Here is a 20,069-nt window from a genome sequence, read left to right as displayed (position 1 = left end):
ATTCTATCTATTACAACTAGAATAAATGCATCGTCTCACAGTTAATTGCAAACGAACGACTATCATCCTTAATAAATAATTTTAATCAATTGTACGTAATAGATCATTGATCCCAACCTTGCTGCGAGTTTTTGCATCAACTTTTTTTACAATTACTGCGCAATAGAGACTATGGCAGCCATCTTTAGACGGTAAATTACCAGACACTACGACTGAACCAGCAGGAATATAGCCATAATGCACTTTTCTAGTTTCCCGATCAAAGATTTTAGTACTCTGGCTAATAAATACACCCATGGAAATCACCGAGTTTTCTTGTACAATTACCCCTTCGACGATTTCAGAACGAGCACCTATAAAACAATTGTCTTCGATAATAGTCGGATTACTTTGTAGTGGTTCTAGTACACCGCCAATACCAACGCCGCCAGATAAATGAACATTTTTGCCAATTTGCGCACAGGAGCCGACTGTCGCCCAGGTATCCACCATGGTTCCCTCATCTATATAGGCTCCAATATTAATATAAGACGGCATAACTACTGCGTTATGTGCAATATAAGAGCCCTGGCGCACACTGGCTAGAGGGACAACGCGACACCCAGTCTTCTGGAAGCGATCATGATCCCAGTTAGTAAACTTCATAGGTATTTTATCGAAAAAACGCATTTTTCCAACTTCCATTAACTGGTTATCAGCAATCCGAAAGGAGAGCAGTACTGCTTTTTTCAGCCATTGGTGAGTGATCCAAGATCCACTGATTTTTTCTGCTATACGTAGCACCCCACTATCCAGAGAGGCTATGACCTCATTCACTGCATTTCGAGTAGAGGAGCTGACATTCTTTGATGTTATTGAAGTATGTTGTTCAAAAGCAGTTTCAATAATCTGCTGTAATGATGGCATCTTGTCTTATCCTTTTGATCGGGTTGAGGGACATTAACAACAGTACTTATATTCTATTTGGTTATTTACATTGAATAACTCCTTCAAGAGTAATTGGGGTTTTCCTACTGGAATATCTTTAGATTACGAGAGTTTCTCTGTTCGGTAAGTGATGTTGGCTCTGAATCTCTAGTCGAGATGTATTATTAAATGATTGCAATTCAAGTTTACGTATATCCTTTATTCACCGAAATAGTGTTTTATTTTTTAATTTTAGTTAAACTAGTATAGTAAAGATAATTACTACCTTATTTGTCCCAATAAGCATAATACATTATATTCTTTAGACCATTATAAAATCGATTAGCTATATTGTTAATTTCAGATTCAGTATTAAGTAAACGATGCTTTTAAATATTAAAAGTTACACAAAATCAGTTGAAGTTATATCTTAAATTGAACAACGCATCTTTGTAAGCGAAATAGCTTATAAATTTCTTGCTATTATCTGTTAGCACCATGAGCAATGCTTATGGAACAGGCTTGATAAAAACACAAAAGAAGAATTGTGTATTTAGGGATGTCTTCATATCATGAAGTTAGACAGAAATTCATAAAAACCACTAGGCCGAGACCTGATATTTGATCAGACATTTGCAAAATATACACGTTCGTATATTTTGCAAACTTTCTAAGTTCGTATCTACGTTAATACTAATACAAACCTGTTTATGATAAGTCGAATATTACAGTATATTTACACCGCCCTAAAATGCTTAACAGAAAGAATAAATCAGACTGCTTATTTAAATCAGCAGTTTGGTTTCTTCCATGCCCTCATCCTCAAGATGAGGATAGTATATCCTCGTATCAAAAACACTAATAACAGATGTTATCTAATCAATTTTTCGCAAGAAAAAAAACATTATACCGCTTTTTATACGATTACAAACGAATAATAGTACAGAAAATCATATCCCTGCTTTATCAATCCAGGTATCTCGTAGGGTCACCGTGCGATTAAACACTGGACGAAACGAATTATAGTCAGAAGGATCAGCACAAAAATAGCCTTCACGCTCAAACTGGAAGGGTTGATATACATTAGCCATTGTCACACTCGCTTCAACAAAACCCTGGCAAATAAGTAACGAATTAGGATTCAGAGCAGAGAGCAAATCTTCAGCGCTTTCTGGGTTTACTATACTAAACAATCGATCATAAAGACGAAATTCTGCCGCCAAACCATGAGCGGCCGATACCCAGTGGATTACGCCTTTCACCTTTCGACCGTCTACAGGATGTTTATGTAGTGTCTCAGGGTCGTGTCGACAATAAATAGTAGTTATTAGCCCATTGTTGTTTTTTTCTAGATGTTCAGCTTTAATAACGTATGCATTACGGAGGCGCCCTTCCTGACCTAACACTAAACGCTTGTATTGCTTATTAGCTACTTCACGAAAATCAGCACGATCAATATAGAGTTCCCGAGTAAACATAACCTGACGGGTCCCCATCTCTGCTTTATACGGATGGTTTGGCATCAAAAGATTCTCTTGGTAGCCTACTGGCAAGCTTTCTATGACTACTCGAACGGGATTGATTACCGCCATAGCGCGGGGAGCGTTCTCATTTAGGTCTTCTCGGATACAAGCTTCCAGCGCAGCCATCTCTATATTGTTATTCTGCTTTGTCACACCAATGCGTCGGCAGAATTCGCGAATTGAAGCTGCCGTATAACCGCGGCGACGAAGACCAGCAATCGTCGGCATTCGTGGATCATCCCAACCTTCAACGATTTTTTCTGTTACCAAAAAATTAAGCTTGCGCTTAGATGTAATAGCATATTCAAGATTAAGCCGGGAAAATTCATACTGCCGGGGATGTACATTAATAGTGATATTATCTAATATCCAATTATATAACCGACGATTATCCTGAAATTCTAGCGTACATAATGAATGGGTAATCCCTTCTATTGCATCGGAAATGCAGTGAGTGAAATCATACATCGGATAAATACACCACTTCTTACCAGTCTGGTGATGATCAACAAATTTAATTCGGTACAACACCGGATCACGCATCACCATAAATGGTGAGCTCATGTCGATTTTTGCCCTCAGACAGGCGTCACCTTCAGCAAATTTTCCATTGCGCATTTTAGCAAAAAGTCTCCGGTTTTCTTCTGGGCTCCGATCCCGATAAGGACTATTTTTACCTGGATATACAAGAGTACCTCGAAAATCTCGCATTTCATCTCCTGAAAGCTGATCGATATAAGCCAATCCTTTATCAATCAGCTCAAGTGCATAGTCATGCAAAATATCAAAATAATCAGAGGCGTAGTGAACATCACCGCTCCACTTGAAACCCAACCACTGCACATCGTGCTTGATAGCATCAATATATACTAAATTCTCTTTAACTGGATTAGTATCGTCAAAACGCAGGTTACATCGACCATGATAATCCTGAGCAATCCCAAAATTTAGACAAATAGATTTAGCATGCCCAATATGCAAATAACCATTTGGTTCCGGCGGAAAACGAGTATGCACCGATTTACACTGACCAGAAGTTAAATGTTCGTCAATAATTTGACGAATGAAATTAGTTAATTGAGTTTTAGTTTTACTCATGTTAATATTCCTCTACACCGCAGCGCAAAATTTATTGCTCTTATATTCCAAGATGCTACGCTAGGACAGACATACTAATTAGAGCAATTTCTCTTACATAGATATCAAAGAAAATAAAAAACGGGTTTTTTTCTTACTCTTAATTCAATGTACCAAGCTTTAGAAAAAAAGGATTAGGATAATGCTAGAGAATTCATCTCTAAAATCTAGGTATTTGATTTTAAATAATTAATTAGATATCGCTAAATTTTAGTTTTATCATATTAGATTAACAAAACACTCTATCTTGCACAGAGACATCTCCTTTTTTTTAACTCTCCCCTTCAGAAACCATATCACAGCCATGAACACATTCACGTTTTTCGAAGCAAGCAATATTTATTCAATCTCCTCTTCATGGACAACGACAAAAAATAAAAAAGAGATCTTTTGGTAACACTGAGATTTTAGTCTCATTCGAAATCATTTTGTCACTTTACCTTACTGAGGTATATGCAAATTCAAATATGATAAAGATCACACAACGCCATCCGAAATATTCAAGCTCTCTCTATATAAGCATAAAATCAGTGATTCAAAGATCTTTATCTGTTTACATATTCACTTGAGAAAAAACACTGACATAGCAAATATCAATATGGGTCTTTTATATAAAATCTTATAAAGGGCGATGTGTTACTCTATCAATACATCTGAAAATACACCGTATGATCTAGATATTTAATACATTTAAAGAAAATATGCTTTAAAACTAAAGCCTATCCTACCTTAATCCCATCCACTAGATTATTAGACGTTTTCTGGATCAAAAAATATAAAGTGAAATACTATTTTTTCTCTATGAAAGATGCGTACACAATCAACCTTTAAAAATTCCAAAAACATATTATCTGCTGATATATAACAGCCCACAAATTCTGAGACCAGAACAGGCGAGAGAGAAAAAATCAGCGGACAGGTAATTGATACGGGTTAGGATCTCCAGGCTTACGCGTTTTTAGTAGTTTTAGCACCCAGGCATATTGTTCTAGATGCGGACGAACTAGTGTTTCTACTACTTGATTCATGCATCGTGCGACAGTAGCCTCATCAGCGTTTCGTAATGCTTCCATAGGCGGAAGCATATGGATATGTAATAAGCTAGTACGCCCGTAATACACTGGAAATAAAGGGATTACTGTCGCGCTACAGACTTTCATTAATCGACTAATAACCGGCAGTGTAGCTTTATACGTAGCGAAGAAATCCACAAATTCACTGTGTTCTGCACCATGATCCTGATCCGGTAAATAATACCCCCAATATCCCTGACGCACCGACTTAATAAACGGTTTAATACCGTCATTACGAGCGTGCATACGCCCACCAAAACGACGCCGTACACGGTTCCACATATAATCTACTAACGCATTGCGCTGATTCTGGAACATGGCCGCCACTTTCTGACCACGTGCCGCCATCAGCATAGCTGGTATATCAACCGCCCAACCGTGAGGAACTAAAAAGATGACGTTACCCCCTTGCTTTTTCAACTGATTTAAGAACTCAGCCCCATGCCAACGCACTCTTCTCAAGACTCGTTTTGGATCACGGCAAGCTAGCTCAGCTATCAGAATTGTGGACTGCGTGACACACGCAAACATATCATCAATGATGATTTCTCGCTTTGCCGCATCAATTTCTGGTAAACAGTAGGATAAATTAACATGGGCACGAAAACGTGCTTTATAGGCAAACCGTCCCAACGCTCGTCCTAAACACCCCAACATCGGATCACGCATCCGAGGAGGAATCCAGGCAACAGCAGTAGCTATACCGATACCAAGCCAAATCCCCCAGTAACGAGGCGAATAGAACGCACTTTTAAATATCGGGATGAATTCTATCTGTCTATTCTGCTTATTTTTCATGAGTATTTTTCTCAAAATTGATCAGTAATTATATACTACACCGATAGTTAACCATCATATCCAATAAAAGGATATGGAAGAATATAGAAAATCCTTCATCATCTACAGACAATCCGTAATAAAGTACAGAAAATTAAAAAAATAAACCATCGCTGATTCCTTAATCAGCAACAGCATTCTTTATAAGAGAGAAGAATATATCTGCAATCCTCAACAGCACACACGTTTTACGTGTGTGTGAAGATTCTTTCCTTGTCTGCAGTAAAGGTCTAATACCAAAAGATATTATAGCCTACCCATGGAGATATGAGCATAATAATACTTAATAATGCAACTACATCTATCATTAGTCATCTTATGAGAAACCTAGTCGATGGCTGGAGGAGCTAATCATTAACCATCAAAATAAACATATTATAAAAAGTTATTACTTTAAACAGCGATGACGATAGTGCTCTATCAATTTAACCAAAACTGCGGTATCATCTCTTTTACTTAGTTGAGATCTTCAGTAAAATCTTCACTATTGAAGACTTTTTAGGTAACGGTGAAGAAGTTAACTGTTTTCTAGTCAATTTAGAGTTTATGATATAAATAGAGACAGGTAAAGCGCTCGGTATTACCAGAAAAATCAATATGAACGTGACGCTTCATGTTTTATTATCCTAATTTGAGCATATTTTCCAGTGATCACAGCTTGTTATATCCTGTTGACCGTAGCGAATCGTCCTATCATAGATGAAACGAAAGATAACCCGTAACTAAGTTTACGCCTTCACGGATTGAAAGTAGAAGAAATGCGAATTTCTTTAGGGTCGGTAAGCATACTGAAGCTATACAAAATCATAATGATTTTTATCGACGGTATAATAAATAAATACCCCGAAATTGATTTCGATAGCTCTTCGCGCATAGCGTTTTCTTAAAGTTAGATTTTAAAATTGATGCTATTTATGACAAGAGCCAAGATAAATCCACCACTCTGGTATACTAACTACTGTGTAATATCACAGTTTTTGTCAAATTTAGGAGAGAGGCGCTAGCAATCATACTAACCCTTTATCTGGCGGGTTATAGTGATATTATATCATCCGATAGTCATCGAGGTAATCCTGTCCTTAAAATCACCCCTAATGCATGAATTGACATGAATTACAGGTCGAGCAAGATCTGATCTTATCTTATCTGATGTAAATAACTCAGACATGAGTCACAAAGAAACCGGGTCGTCTATTTTCAAGTTGTATATGATAACCAGTTGTACATGATAAAATGCTTAATGAGCAACTATACTGTTAGTTACAATATCAATGCAGTACTTTATTTTTTTGTTTTTCAGGGAAAACCCTGATAAGAATTGAATATTCAGTCACATCGGCATTTGATTTAAGACGTTTATTTACTCTTTTATTCGTAATACCCAGTTTAATTTTCAAATTACTCTGAATAGAGTAATGTCTATTGACTGATTGGTCAACGATGCGGATGTTGCTAGTGGATTGTATAAAATATACCGAAGATTATTACATAAATCAGTATCCTCATGACTTCTTCTCCAGGCAGCTCACGTACTGATGCGATAGTTGTAATAGGAAACGTGCATAACTGTCCTTATCCAAAGCGATACCCATCCCCAATGGATCCAATGTACCAATATGCACAGCTGTCCCACGGATAACAGCATTAATAATACTTGGTCTAAATTGTGGCTCAGCAAAAATACAAATTTCTTTTTTCTTGAGTAACTGTGTTCTGATTTTATACAATGCTTGAGCACCAGGCTGTATTTCAGGATTAATGGTAAAATACCCTGACGGCGTCAGGCCATAATATTCTTCAAAATATCCAAATGCATCATGGAATACATAATACTCTTTGGCAAGAACGGGTTCCAGGATTTTAGTGATGTTTTTGTCGTTTTTCGTCAATAAGCGATTAAAAATCCGAAGATTATCGTCTAATTGTTTTTTCTTCTCTGGCATTAATTCGGCAAGACGATCATGAATCGCCTCACCTGCAAGCCGCACAATAGCAGGTGAAAGCCATACGTGCATATTAGATCTACTATAATGCTGATCTTTTTCACCCGATCCATCCGCATCTTGCCTATCATCTTTATGGAATACCTCGCTGGTTTTTTGTAAAAAAGGCATAATAGATGGTAAATTAGACAAAGTGATATATCGTTTAGAAGGCAAGGAGGATACTGATCCAGACAAAAATGTTTCTAACTGTGGTCCCACCCATATTAAAAGATCAAGTTTTTTTAATTGTAGCGCATCTGTCGGACGCAAAGTGTAATGATGAGGGGAAGCCCCGTCGGGTAAGACTACTTCTACCGGCATCACGCCGTTAGCAACGATAGCAGCAGCAATAAACCCTAGTGGACGAATCGACGCGACGAGAGTAGCATGCCCATCGACGCTCGATATTATTCCCAAAACAATGATAAAACAAACGCAATGAAAAGCAGAACAAAAAACACGCAAAAAAAAAGAGGCTATAACCGCTGGCATAGCAAGATTCTCATCAGCAATAAATTAAATTATTGTGTTATAATAACACGGTAATTTAACAACTGTAATCATAATGACTAATTTAGTAAGCATTCAACATGTTTTTGTCACCTTTAATAAAAGATCAGTTTTACACGATATCTCCTTTACCTTGCGTCAAGGAGAAATTCTAACACTTTTGGGACCGAACGGTGCTGGAAAATCGACTTTAGTGCAAGTAGTGCTTGGCCTTGTTATCCCCGACACTGGTATATTAAGGCGCCAGTCCAAACTCCGCGTAGGCTATGTGCCTCAGAAGATATACCTTGACCCTACTTTACCTCTGACAGTAGAACGCTTTATGCGCCTACGACCAGGAGTGAAAAAAAGCGATGTAAAGCCAGCGCTAGCTCAGGTGAAAACTCAACATTTGAATAATGAGCCTATGCAGAAACTTTCTGGAGGTGAAATGCAGCGGGTGTTGCTGGCACGTGCCCTACTCAATTCACCGGAACTCTTAGTCTTGGATGAGCCTACTCAGGGGGTTGATATCAATGGACAGGTCGCACTCTATGACTTAATTGATAATATTCGCCGTACAATAGGGTGCGGCATATTGATGGTTTCTCACGATTTACATCTCGTAATGGCAACCACCGATGAAGTATTATGTCTCAATCATCATATCTGCTGTTCTGGCACCCCACAAGTAGTCTCCGCCCATCCTGATTTTATCGCCATGTTCGGACAATCCGGAGCAGCAAAACTCACTATTTACCGTCATCATCATGACCACCGACACAATCTACAAGGGGAGATCGTAGGGGGCACGCATATAAACGGAACTTCTTGCCGTGATTGAATTATTGTTTCCTGGCTGGTGCGCTGGTGTACTTCTATCTCTAGCAACTGGTCCACTCGGTTCTTTTATAGTCTGGCGCAAAATGTCTTATTTTGGCGACACTCTTGCTCACGCCTCTTTGTTAAGCGTCGCTTTCGGTTTGTTACTAAACATTAATCTTCTTTATGCAATAATCGGGGTAATGCTAACAATGGCACTCGGGCTCGTGTGGTTAGAACGTTTCCCGTACTTAGCTATTGACACTCTTCTAGGCATCATGGCACACGGTTCACTATCTTTGGGACTAGTAGTAGTGAGCCTGATGCAAGGTATCCGAATAGACCTGATGACATATCTGTTTGGGGATCTGCTAGCAGTTACACCGCAGGATATTTTACTGGTGGGTATAGGCGTAACAGTGGTACTAACGCTGATTCTCTGTCAATGGCGTTCTTTATTATCCGTAACTATAAGTCCCGAATTGGCCCATGTAGACGGCATCCGTTTACCCCATATTAAGCTACTATTAATGTTGGTCACGGCATTGACTATTGGACTAGCAATGAAATTTGTTGGTGCGTTGATTATTACTTCACTGCTCATTATTCCCGCCGCTACCGCCCGCCGTTGTGCACATAGCCCAGAGCAAATGGCAGTATACGCGACCTTAGGCGGTGCACTCTCAATTACTTTTGGACTAGCGTTTTCAGCGGTATATGATACACCAGTGGGCCCGTCTATAGTATTATGTGCATTAATTCTATTTCTGCTGAGTCTTACTCTGAAAGTGCGGTTATAACACATACTCGAGTGTATGGAATGTCCTATCCAAGACTACATTTATACTCAATCCTCTCACTACTTTCTCTAAAAATGCTTAGAAAGCAACCTTTAGTAAAGTTATAAAATCTTTCTTCCCTGACTCTGATGCCAAAAATACCGCTCTATTTATACAGAGTATTATACAAACATTGGCTGCGATTTAAAATTGCATTGGCATATCATGCCATACTTTCTTGTCCATTCATCAATCACCAGTTGTAAGATGATCCCACCCCATTATTCCTTATATGTCTTCTATAAAACAATACCAATGAACTTGTTTATTGTGATTGGGTTACATAGACGCAGCATGTACTCATTCTATCGTAATACATATGCGTATTTTTCCTGTATGACTCATCTTTCATTGAGTTTTGTCTAACAAAGAATATCGCTTATGCAGAATAACACCGCTTATTCTCGCTCTAGCGTTACCTATAACTCTCTCGAAGTTTTTAAGAATCCATTTGACAAAAGTTGCTGTATTCTATGTCAGCTTATAAACAAGATCTGAGATCTACACCTTGCCACAAGACTCTTGTCGTAGCAGGGATAACACGCATACAAAAATAATCCATTTATGTTTGAAAAAACAAGTCTATTATATATTATATATATGATATATATGATATATATGATATATTTTATAGTAAATATGAATATACTATACTAAGTGTAGTGATCTTCTAATATTCTCAAACCGGGATACCATCTAGAATGTTTATCTATATAACTCTCGAATCTGAATGATATTAAGAAATGAAAAACATACTCGTTTAAATTGCTAGAACTATCCTATGTATTATACATACAATATGTTTGAGGTACCTTGCGAGTTAATCAAGTTGAAAACTTACCCATCAGACATTAACCCACAATAGTGTTTTATAAACATGATGGAGTCACTACCGATATTCCCATGTTCAGTTGGCATGTCATATCATGTAAATCTAAGTAGATTCCAGTTGTTTTTACCTCGCTATTGCTTATTAAGCAAGCATCAGAATCTCAAAACCGCGCACTCTTATAAAATCTACTAACTTTCTATTCTCCCATCATGTTCTTCTTTATTTTCAATGAATAGTCTATCATGACTGATATGATGAGCAGTCTTCTATGTTCTTTAACCACTATTACATTTCATGAAACTCACTGAACTCTTTATTGCTATTAAAAATGCAAAAACAACACAGGTGATGATAAATCACTGCATCACTCTTTCCGTCCGACCAACACAGCCAGACTACTGACTTACCTTCCTAATAGAGCGCAGGAGCGCATTTCCCTGATGATTGTAGTTTGTATATACAGTAGGCATCTCATCCGGAGCTACCTGAGGTCATATTATTGTTTCTCTTGAAAAGATATTGCGAATTGATTATGCGATGAGATCGATTATTTTTTTACCTTTCCTGCTTTTGAGAACGATAATCTCTATACAGAGATCACGATTTATCTCAATGCATACCCATGCCTGCATATGCGGACAATGCTTCTAGCGTGGTAGTAAGTTTATCTGTGCGAACGGCATCTCAATATGAGTGTAACTACATCTCTCCGCACACTTCTGCAGGAAAAATTTCCTATTATTACTATCAACTGGGGTCTACCGCGAATTAAATTGGTACTGGAGCTGAAGTTCCTCTGCACATCTGCAGAAAAAACAATCTGATAGTCTCTCTAAACGTATTAATTTCTATTTTTTTTCTTTGTTAACTGGTTTTGTGAGGGGTATATCCATCTCATATACACTTAGAACTTTCTGATTTACTACTGCTAGATCCACCATTCTCTTCGAGAAATGACTGATTGTTTATTATTCAGTGTTTTTGTGTATTTGACTGTATTTCCTAGTAAATTACGTTAGTATATACCTTTTTATAACATTTAAAAATATTAATAACATACAGCTATCGAAATGAGTACCTGCTCTTTTCTCTAGCACTTTATCTCCAAGTTGTTGTATTCATATTCACAAATCAATACGGCCACTTTTCACAAGAAAAAATTGTTATCCCAATAGGATTGAGTTACACGACAATCCTACCTTGTGGTAGGACCCGGTTATAGTAATAATCGGAGTACCAAATTACAGGGGAGGGTAGTGGTACTATTTGTTTCCATTCACGCTATATCAGTATTTTTATGCATCTGTCGTTTCATGATTATTATGTAAATTAGCAATAGATTTTTCTGAACAGCTTCGGATTCAGCAGAAACATTATTGATCTAGGCATGCTCTAGCATCGGATCACATAGTAACACTGTTCTGACATGTAGCTTCATACACGGTCTGATGCTAGAAGCGCTTGGAGCTACCAATCTGCTATTTTCTGGCAGCAGACCGTTATGCTCGGTAACTAAAACTGTTATAAGATCATTAGCTCTACCATACTTCTTCTGATGTATGTTATAAAAACTTTTTACAATGAAAGAGTTATAAGAGCATATGCAAATTAATTACTAAACATCGTCTAGGTAGACTAGATGCTTACAAGTGACATAATCATACCGCAGAAACAGCCGGGAGCGCGTATTAAGAACGCTGAGTGCAATATTCAAATACTAAAATTTCTAGTTCTGATACCGATAATTTTAAGATCACGATATAGTATGACTCTCGATTAAGACGACGAAATCATTCCATAATTAATACGCTAACGGATAATTTTTTATAGCGTTCAATAGAACAAATGACTATTACCCCCCCCAAACGAGGAAGGGGAGATTCTTAGCATATCCTCTGGATATAAAAAAACAGCACATAACACCGCTCCCAGTCTTTACCGTTGTCTTCTAAAAAAAGACTCGTCTTTCCGCTTTATTGTATCTTCTAGAGAGACTTCTCATCTTCTTCCTCTAGTACCACGAGCCAAGAGGTAGTTTACTGAAGTTTGATAATAAAATCGTGAAATGATTTGCAGAAATATCTGCGCTCAATACTAATATTAAAAATCGCTTTTGATAAAATTAAAAGATCTATTTACATGTATGATTATCACTAACTAGAAGCGTTAGAAATACATCGAATAAATATGTCTCTCCAGAAAGAGACAAATTAATGAGATAGTATTAACGCCCCGGATTCATTCTATCGTCTGGAGAATAGTGGATTTTATACATTCGGTTTTTCATCAAAATATAAAACAGATATACGAGATAAAATCTAATATATCAGCTTCCCTAAAAGTTCTGAAAAGGCACTACAGTTGAATATCAACTGATTTTTGGCGCCAGTTATCATTAATTAAAAGCTTATGAAGCTAGAAGATAAAAATAATCTACTACCTAGTATTATCAGTTATTTATTTAGATAAATTATTGTTTATAAACCAATCAGTAAAGTTGTCGTAAAAGAATACGGTTCAATAACCGTTAACATTTTAAAATTCAAACCAATATACTTTCTTTGAACATTGAGGCTTTACGCTATGCTGATGATAGGTTATGACTTAGATTTTTTTAATTAAGAATGAATAGTAACAGAGCATATTCCAATCAAATATCTAAATATTAATGACCATATTTTCTTTCTCACTAACTGAGTTTAAAAGGATGTCATAAATCCTCTCTGCCTTTATCAGTAAATTATATTGAAATGTTAATTAACAGTATTGGAAATACTCCATAGTATGAATGCTATATACCAGTATAGAAAAAATTATTTAATTATAAGCATAAAACAGCTAGACCGGTTATCTATCCCTTATAACATAGTCGTTCATTAACCTCAGGTTAATGAACGACTATTAACGATAACATCACCATCAATAATTTCCCATAAGTAATATCCCTAGAATAAATTATCTATTCTTCAAGGTAAAAATGCCTACACTAGGCAGTGTCCTACTATCTACAGTGATTGATAGGGGGTCTGAAAATGGGTTATGATATCAATTCACTGAATTTCCTGAATAAAAAATATATACGAAAAATCTTTTTCTAAATTCTGTCACCATCTTGACTTGGTTTCTAGTGTTTTTAGTATGGGTCTAGGGTTTAGATAGTATCTGTTATGTCTACTCAAACATGTCGCTATGAAATAGCCATGCAGCTTAACCGAATTAAGAGCAGTCTCTTAGTTTACTGTTGAATATGAAAACACATGACGTTCTCGCGCTTTATAGCACTATAGAACAACAGACATTTTATTAAATACCATATCCATGGTATGGATATATTCGATTTTAGAATTCAACACTCATTAATTAATTATAAGAAATAAAATATTTTATAATATTTTGAGATTGATGCACTATCAAATCCAAGTTATTTAATGAATCCCAACACTTTCTGAGATGTAATTGGCTCTATCAAGAGAGAAACTCTACTATTATCCTTAATTGAATCGCATTTCGCGATTAGACGTTACCTAATCACGGAGACAAATTATTACGATTTTTACTCTCACCCATATTTAACAGTAAGCATCTTTCTATAAAGCAGGATGAACCATAAAAAAATCATTATAGTCATCCGATGCAAAATACCAAACCTAATTCACAACATAAAGAAACACTATGTTTCATATCCAATATAAAACACACCAGCATTATCATACTGATTGCACTACATTGATTTCTATGCTAAAAATAATATTTTTATGCATATTATACCAATAATAAACATTCAGCTGCCATATAGGCGCTGAATTTTAGTTATATCTCATTTAGAACCCTAAAATAGTTATTTGAAATCACATTAAAATTAAAATATTATTGATGTTTTAGCATTAGTCGATAGATAACATAATAAATTTGTTAAGTGCCTTAATCAGTTTATCTGTCAATCCACCATCATAAATATGATGGCTATCATTCCTGGTTAGGAAGTATCTATCTAGTAGATAAACACTCCGTTCTTGTATTGCCTCAACCCGCAATTTTATATGAAAAATTATACGTATCAAACATTACTACGCTAGGTAGTAGCCTCCCACAAAGGAGATAAATTATCCTTGGTCAATAATGATTAACCATGTATAATAATCAGCCATGATTAGTAAAATCCAGGTTACAACAGAAAAAAGAATGAGTAAAAATCGCCTAACTAGTAATCTTACTTGATTAGCATCCTAGCGAGATGATATCCGTAACATCCTAAGGTTATTTATCCAGCCCCAAGCCTAATTTATATACATCAATATGCATTGTAGTTATACATAGAAAGGAACGTTTTACTCATCATCAAAAAATCATGTTCCTACGACCGGATAACAACAAAACACTTTGCTGCGTTAGCAGTAACTCAAAAAACATTTTATGATCCACGCGGGGAACATAGTTAGTAGGCCTCTCTCAAGATGAGAGCAATAATATGCTTTATTTGTTAATAAATCTGACATCTGAGATAGGATATCCCCCCAGGGGGATATCCTATCTTGTTAGATACATTAGAATATTGTTGACAATAGCAATCTTATGAATATTAATAACCTAACCCAGATTCTTTTCAAACCGATATAAAATAGGCGTCGCGTTGATTACGATGCCGAATAGAAAAAGAAAAGACTAGATAATAAAAGCTAGCGAATAGACGCCATAACAGAGCAGAAAATGATATCTTTTATCCAACAACTGAGATCACCGCATCGTTATGATCATGAAATCATCGTAAAAATTGTAGTAGTACTGTTCAAGCAACGTTGCTGTTACCAGCCACATTACTAGCCTGGGTTGCTATGTAAGGTGGTGTCTCCTCCATCACCCGCCTACAGGCGATATAAGGCTATGTGTGTAAATTTCCACGCGCTACGACATACATAGTTGAGCACAGTTTTCAGGAGAGTAAGTTATGGGACTTTGGGGAGGGAGATTCACTCAAGCAGTGGATCAACGTTTTAAATCTTTTAATGACTCGCTAAGGTTTGACTATCGCCTGGTTGAACAAGATATTCTAGGCTCCTTAGCTTGGTCTCGCGCCTTGGTCTCCATCGGCGTATTAAGTGAAACGGAACAGCAGAAATTGGAAAATGCCCTAAATCTAACACTCCAAGAAGCAAATGCCGCACCAGAGACTATCCTTACAAGCAATGCCGAAGATATTCATAGCTGGGTGGAACAACGTCTGATTGATAGAGTAGGAGATTTAGGTAAAAAACTACATACTGGACGTAGCCGTAACGACCAGGTAGCTACTGATCTGAAGTTGTGGTGCAAAATGGAGGTAACAGTACTACGCACTGGAATACGGAAACTTCAGCAGGCGCTGCTACTCACGGCTGAGTCTACACAAGACGTAGTGATGCCAGGCTACACCCATTTACAACGCGCACAACCAATTACCTTTGCTCATTGGTGTCTAGCCTACAGCGAAATGCTGTCCAGAGATGAAAGCCGCCTACGAGACACTTTAATGCGTTTAGATGTCAGCCCGTTAGGAACGGGTGCATTGGCTGGAACTGCTTACGCTATTGATCGTAATCAACTCGCTGCTTGGCTTGGTTTTACTACTGCAACTCACAACAGCCTAGATAGTGTTTCTGATCGCGATTATGTTCTCGAACTATTATCGGATGCAGTAATTGGTATGGTACATCTTTCTCGCTTTGCTGAAGACCTTATTTTTTTTAATACCGGCGAAGCGGACTTTCTTGAATTATCAGATCGTGTCACTTCCGGCTCCTCCCTGATGCCACAAAAGAAAAACCCCGACGCATTGGAGCTGATTCGAGGTAAATGCGGTCGAGTTCACGGTGCATTAACGAGCATGATAATAACACTCAAAGGCCTACCATTAGCTTACAATAAAGACATGCAGGAAGATAAAGAAGGGCTCTTTGACTCACTGGATACATGGCTTGACTGCCTTGAAATGGCAGCACTAGTGCTTGATGGAATCAAGCTAAAATCACCAAACTGCCGAATAGCAGCTCAAAAGGGTTATTCGAATGCAACCGAACTAGCCGATTATCTAGTGGCAAGGAATATCCCTTTTCGCGAAGCGCATCATATCGCCGGCCAAATAGTAATAGAAGCCATTCGTCAAGGTATCGCATTAGAGGAAATGCCACTCATGCAACTGAAGGCTTTCAGTCAAGTAATCAACGATGATATTTATCAAGCGCTGACACTTGAGTCTTGTCTTGAAAAACGTCAGGCTAAAGGTGGGGTAGCCCCAGAACAAATCATGCAAGCTATCGCCGAGGCTAAACAGCGTTTAGAGTTAAGCATCTAGCACCAAAGACAGCATCTATGGGTAAGTCGTTAAAGGAGAATACAGACTATACCAATCACTACTATCGAACTCTCCTAGGAGAGACAGGAGTGTCTTTATCAACCGCAATGATGATAAAAATCATTGCGAAAATTAACAAACCTAAATGCATTTTTCGACGCCAAATGCAGAGATACCATATCCATGGTAAATACCACTTGGAAAATTTCAAATATTTTTACAAAGAAATAACGTAGGTCTTACCTATACAATAGAAGGACTCATTCCTAATGAAGACATTGCGTTCATATTCTTCTTATATCTTCAGCTGTACAATCACGCCTTATGACTATTTATGTTAAGATAGTCACACCCTATCACAAGATGCCAGAGAATGAAAATATCATGCAAAAGAAAGAATTTTTAAAATGATTCTATCAGATATCTAATAGTTAAATCCCTCTATAAATCTCTATACATCATACATCAAGAACGATACTTAACGTATTACGTACAGTCACTTCCCAGTTAACCCAGTTAACGCTACACTATCCTATCCTTCATGAGCTGGCTAAAAATATTATGCATTGCCCGTTTTGTTCTGCAGTCGATACAAAAGTAAGCGATTCGCGTCTTGTGGGGGATGGAACTCAGGTTCGTAGACGCAGGCAGTGCGTTATTTGTAATGAACGCTTCACAACATTTGAAATCGTAGAACTTCTTCTTCCTCGTGTCATCAAAAGCGATAATATACGGGAACCGTTTAGTGAAGAAAAATTACGACACGGCTTTTTAAAAGCACTAGAAAAACGGCCAGTGAAATCTGATGATATTGAAATAGCTATCAATCAGATTAAATCCCAGATTCGCGCCACTGGCGAGCGCGAGGTACCTAGTAAAAGGATTGGTAATCTCGTTATGGATTCGCTAAAACAACTAGATAAAGTCGCTTATATTCGATTTGCCTCGGTTTACCGAAGTTTTGAAGATATTCGTGAGTTTGGCGAAGAAATCGCAAAAATACAGGACTAAACTTCTTCATAAAGCAGCATAACCTATGTTTTTTAATTTCATGTCCTTACATCAATTCTTATTTCTTATATCTTTTATAGCAAAACCCCACTAAAGAACATAGTTAAGAGTGAAGAATTTTGATAATAATTATTTATCAAATAGATAAAGAATTCAGAGAGATATGTCCAGTTTTTATACAAGATCTTATTTTCTATTTGCAAATTAGAGTTATTTCTCTTCTAGATATTGGTTTTTTCCTTGTATGACTGCACTAACTATAGTGCACAAATACCAAAACACAGCTCTATCTCATTTAAGGTGAAGTCCCGTTTTCGGTAGATTTTAAAAATTCCAATATAAGCAACAATGTCGTCTGAGAATGCAGCGATGCTCAATAGCATACCTTGACTTTTAATAAAAACTTAGAATCGTGAATTCATTACACTAACCCAGCATCACTATAAGCGAATTAATGATATAAACGACAGATTTACTTTAGAGGCAATAGTTACATCCCGATTACAAATGTAACTTATTATGTTATTCGCAGTTAGCCATCTGGGCTAAATTATCTCGCTACAAAAAAGCTCAAGCTATACATCTCTACACAATAATACAAAACTAAATATACGACGTGGATTACATGATCTTAATAATTCCCCCCCATCTGTCTCTAAAAAACCTAAATCGCAACTAATGTATACTGACATTGTACTTGTCTAACAAGTTTCATAAAAAAATAATAAATCAACTTAAATTTTTCTATTCATATAAAAATCAACATCACACAACACGATGCTTACTCATACCATTAGGTGTGGTATGAATTTATATTGATTCGTATTAGGTTTTCACGAAATAACACACAGTGATATTTAAATTATTTAATATGATCTTTTCTAAGAGAAAGAAATCAGATATAATTGACGTGTATCAACATTCTTATGATACAAATCAATATCACCTTCTGTCTTTATAATATCAACTAATAAGTTCAATTAAAAAATCGCTAGGCATCGGATTTTTGATAAAACATCTATCTACAATATTCAAAAGAGTTTTCATTTACTTCCATGCTCATCGATTCTACCAGAAATCAAACAAATCATCATTGATATAAAAACAATCCCAGATCTAGAGATGATTCAGAGAATTTAAGTATCAAATAAAATAATATCATGACTTATCTAAAATATTATTTTTAGTTGATAGTAAAGCCCTCAATAAAGTATTTTTCCGTTTTAAAACAAACAAGATAGCTTTATTTCCATTACAAGTAATGCTCGATAAAGGTTTTTTACTTATCATGGTATAAATAAAGAAACGTTGATAAATATGTTTTGGAATAAGTACTCTACAGAAATTTTAGATATAATTGACACAATATATTCAACATATCATGCCACTCTAGAGGGCTAATACGTAGCATGTTTATAAATCTCTATTAAACTTGACAGATCAGACAATAAAGAAAAAATATGTTTAGATATATATAGATATATAACTTAAATTTAAAGACTTATATCAAAAATTATCTCTTATGAAACGATCTGCTATTAATAGCAGCAACAATGCAGGATAAAATTATTGAATACTATATGACCTCCGTTTCTTCTTAACAAGAATCTAAATGAAGCTTCAATCGTAGCTTACGAAACAAATAAATATATTCCACAATTTTAAGAACATGTACATTTATAAAGAATATTTAAATTAATTACAATCCAGGTGTTGCAGAACAGAAAGTAGCACTCTATTATCAGAAAGACGTACCTTTTATAATATTCGAGATTAAGTCCATGAGCGAAACACTAAAGATTCTTCATAACATCCGTACTCTCCGCGCGCAGTCTAGGGAATTCAGTCTAGAAACTCTTGAAGAAATGCTAGACAAACTCGAGGTCGTTGTTAATGAACGCCGTGAAGAAGAGAGTCAAGCGCAATCTGAAACTGAAGAGCGTACTCGTAAATTACAACAATATCGAGAAATGTTGATTGCCGATGGCATCGATCCGAATGAATTGCTATACGCTATGAGCGCTTCTAAATCCGGTGTAAAAACTAAACGTGCTACTCGTCCACCGAAATACCATTATATCGACGAAAACGGGAATGTTAAAACGTGGACTGGCCAGGGGCGTACCCCAGCTATAATCAAAAAGGCAATGGATGAAGAACATAAATCTTTGAAAGATTTTTTGCTCTAATTGCCCAATAGAGCGGAAAGTTACGACTTTAAAACAATTTAAATTTAATGATGTACCAATCTCTCATAGACTGCAAGGGTCCTTAACGCTTTCATGCT

9 protein-coding genes are annotated in these 20,069 nt (G+C 36.6%); 5 read left to right on the top strand and 4 right to left on the bottom strand.

Translation table 11 applies throughout. From position 1 onward, the window contains the following. Window positions 1–81 precede the first annotated feature (81 nt). The 4 genes from dapD to znuA form a co-directional block, all read right to left on the bottom strand. A complete protein-coding gene (dapD, locus tag GFK82_RS01135; RefSeq protein WP_226811098.1) occupies window positions 82–906 on the bottom strand; it encodes a 2,3,4,5-tetrahydropyridine-2,6-dicarboxylate N-succinyltransferase in 825 nt (274 codons plus the stop codon). 950 nt (window positions 907–1,856) lie between these two features. Next, window positions 1,857–3,527, bottom strand: coding sequence for a glutamine--tRNA ligase (gene glnS / locus GFK82_RS01130; RefSeq protein WP_226811097.1), 1,671 nt, complete (start codon window positions 3,525–3,527; stop codon window positions 1,857–1,859). A gap of 947 nt (window positions 3,528–4,474) precedes the next feature. Next, window positions 4,475–5,437, bottom strand: coding sequence for a lauroyl-Kdo(2)-lipid IV(A) myristoyltransferase (gene lpxM, locus GFK82_RS01125; RefSeq protein WP_226811096.1), 963 nt, complete (start codon window positions 5,435–5,437; stop codon window positions 4,475–4,477). A 1,541-nt stretch (window positions 5,438–6,978) separates the two neighbouring features. Then, window positions 6,979–7,953, bottom strand: coding sequence for a zinc ABC transporter substrate-binding protein ZnuA (znuA, locus tag GFK82_RS01120; protein WP_226811095.1), 975 nt, complete (start codon window positions 7,951–7,953; stop codon window positions 6,979–6,981). Window positions 7,954–8,026: 73 nt separating this feature from the next. On the opposite strand from znuA, the gene znuC reads away from it, so the two are divergent. From znuC to hns, 5 genes are all read left to right on the top strand, one after another. Beyond that, complete coding sequence (gene znuC, locus GFK82_RS01115; RefSeq protein ID WP_226811094.1) at window positions 8,027–8,794, top strand: zinc ABC transporter ATP-binding protein ZnuC; 768 nt, start codon at window positions 8,027–8,029, stop codon at window positions 8,792–8,794. Continuing rightward, window positions 8,787–9,572: a zinc ABC transporter permease subunit ZnuB gene (gene znuB, locus GFK82_RS01110; protein ID WP_226811093.1), complete on the top strand. Its 786-nt coding sequence runs from the start codon at window positions 8,787–8,789 to the stop codon at window positions 9,570–9,572. Before znuC ends, znuB begins: the two co-directional genes overlap by 8 nt. 5,816 nt (window positions 9,573–15,388) lie before the next feature. Beyond that, the gene (gene argH, locus GFK82_RS01105; protein ID WP_226811092.1) at window positions 15,389–16,771 is read left to right on the top strand and encodes an argininosuccinate lyase; all 1,383 of its coding nucleotides are present in this window, start codon (window positions 15,389–15,391) and stop codon (window positions 16,769–16,771) included. A 561-nt stretch (window positions 16,772–17,332) separates the two neighbouring features. Beyond that, entirely contained in the window at window positions 17,333–17,782 is a 450-nt protein-coding gene (gene nrdR / locus GFK82_RS01100) for a transcriptional regulator NrdR (RefSeq protein ID WP_226811091.1), read from the top strand. A 1,781-nt stretch (window positions 17,783–19,563) separates the two neighbouring features. Then, window positions 19,564–19,971, top strand: coding sequence for a histone-like nucleoid-structuring protein H-NS (hns, locus tag GFK82_RS01095; RefSeq protein WP_226811090.1), 408 nt, complete (start codon window positions 19,564–19,566; stop codon window positions 19,969–19,971). Window positions 19,972–20,069: the final 98 nt, after the last annotated feature.

This window comes from Candidatus Steffania adelgidicola, from assembly GCF_020541225.1.
GTDB lineage: Bacteria > Pseudomonadota > Gammaproteobacteria > Enterobacterales > Enterobacteriaceae > Steffania > Steffania adelgidicola.
Note: the sequence above shows the minus strand (reverse complement) of the source record. Positions and strands in the feature narration are given on the sequence as shown.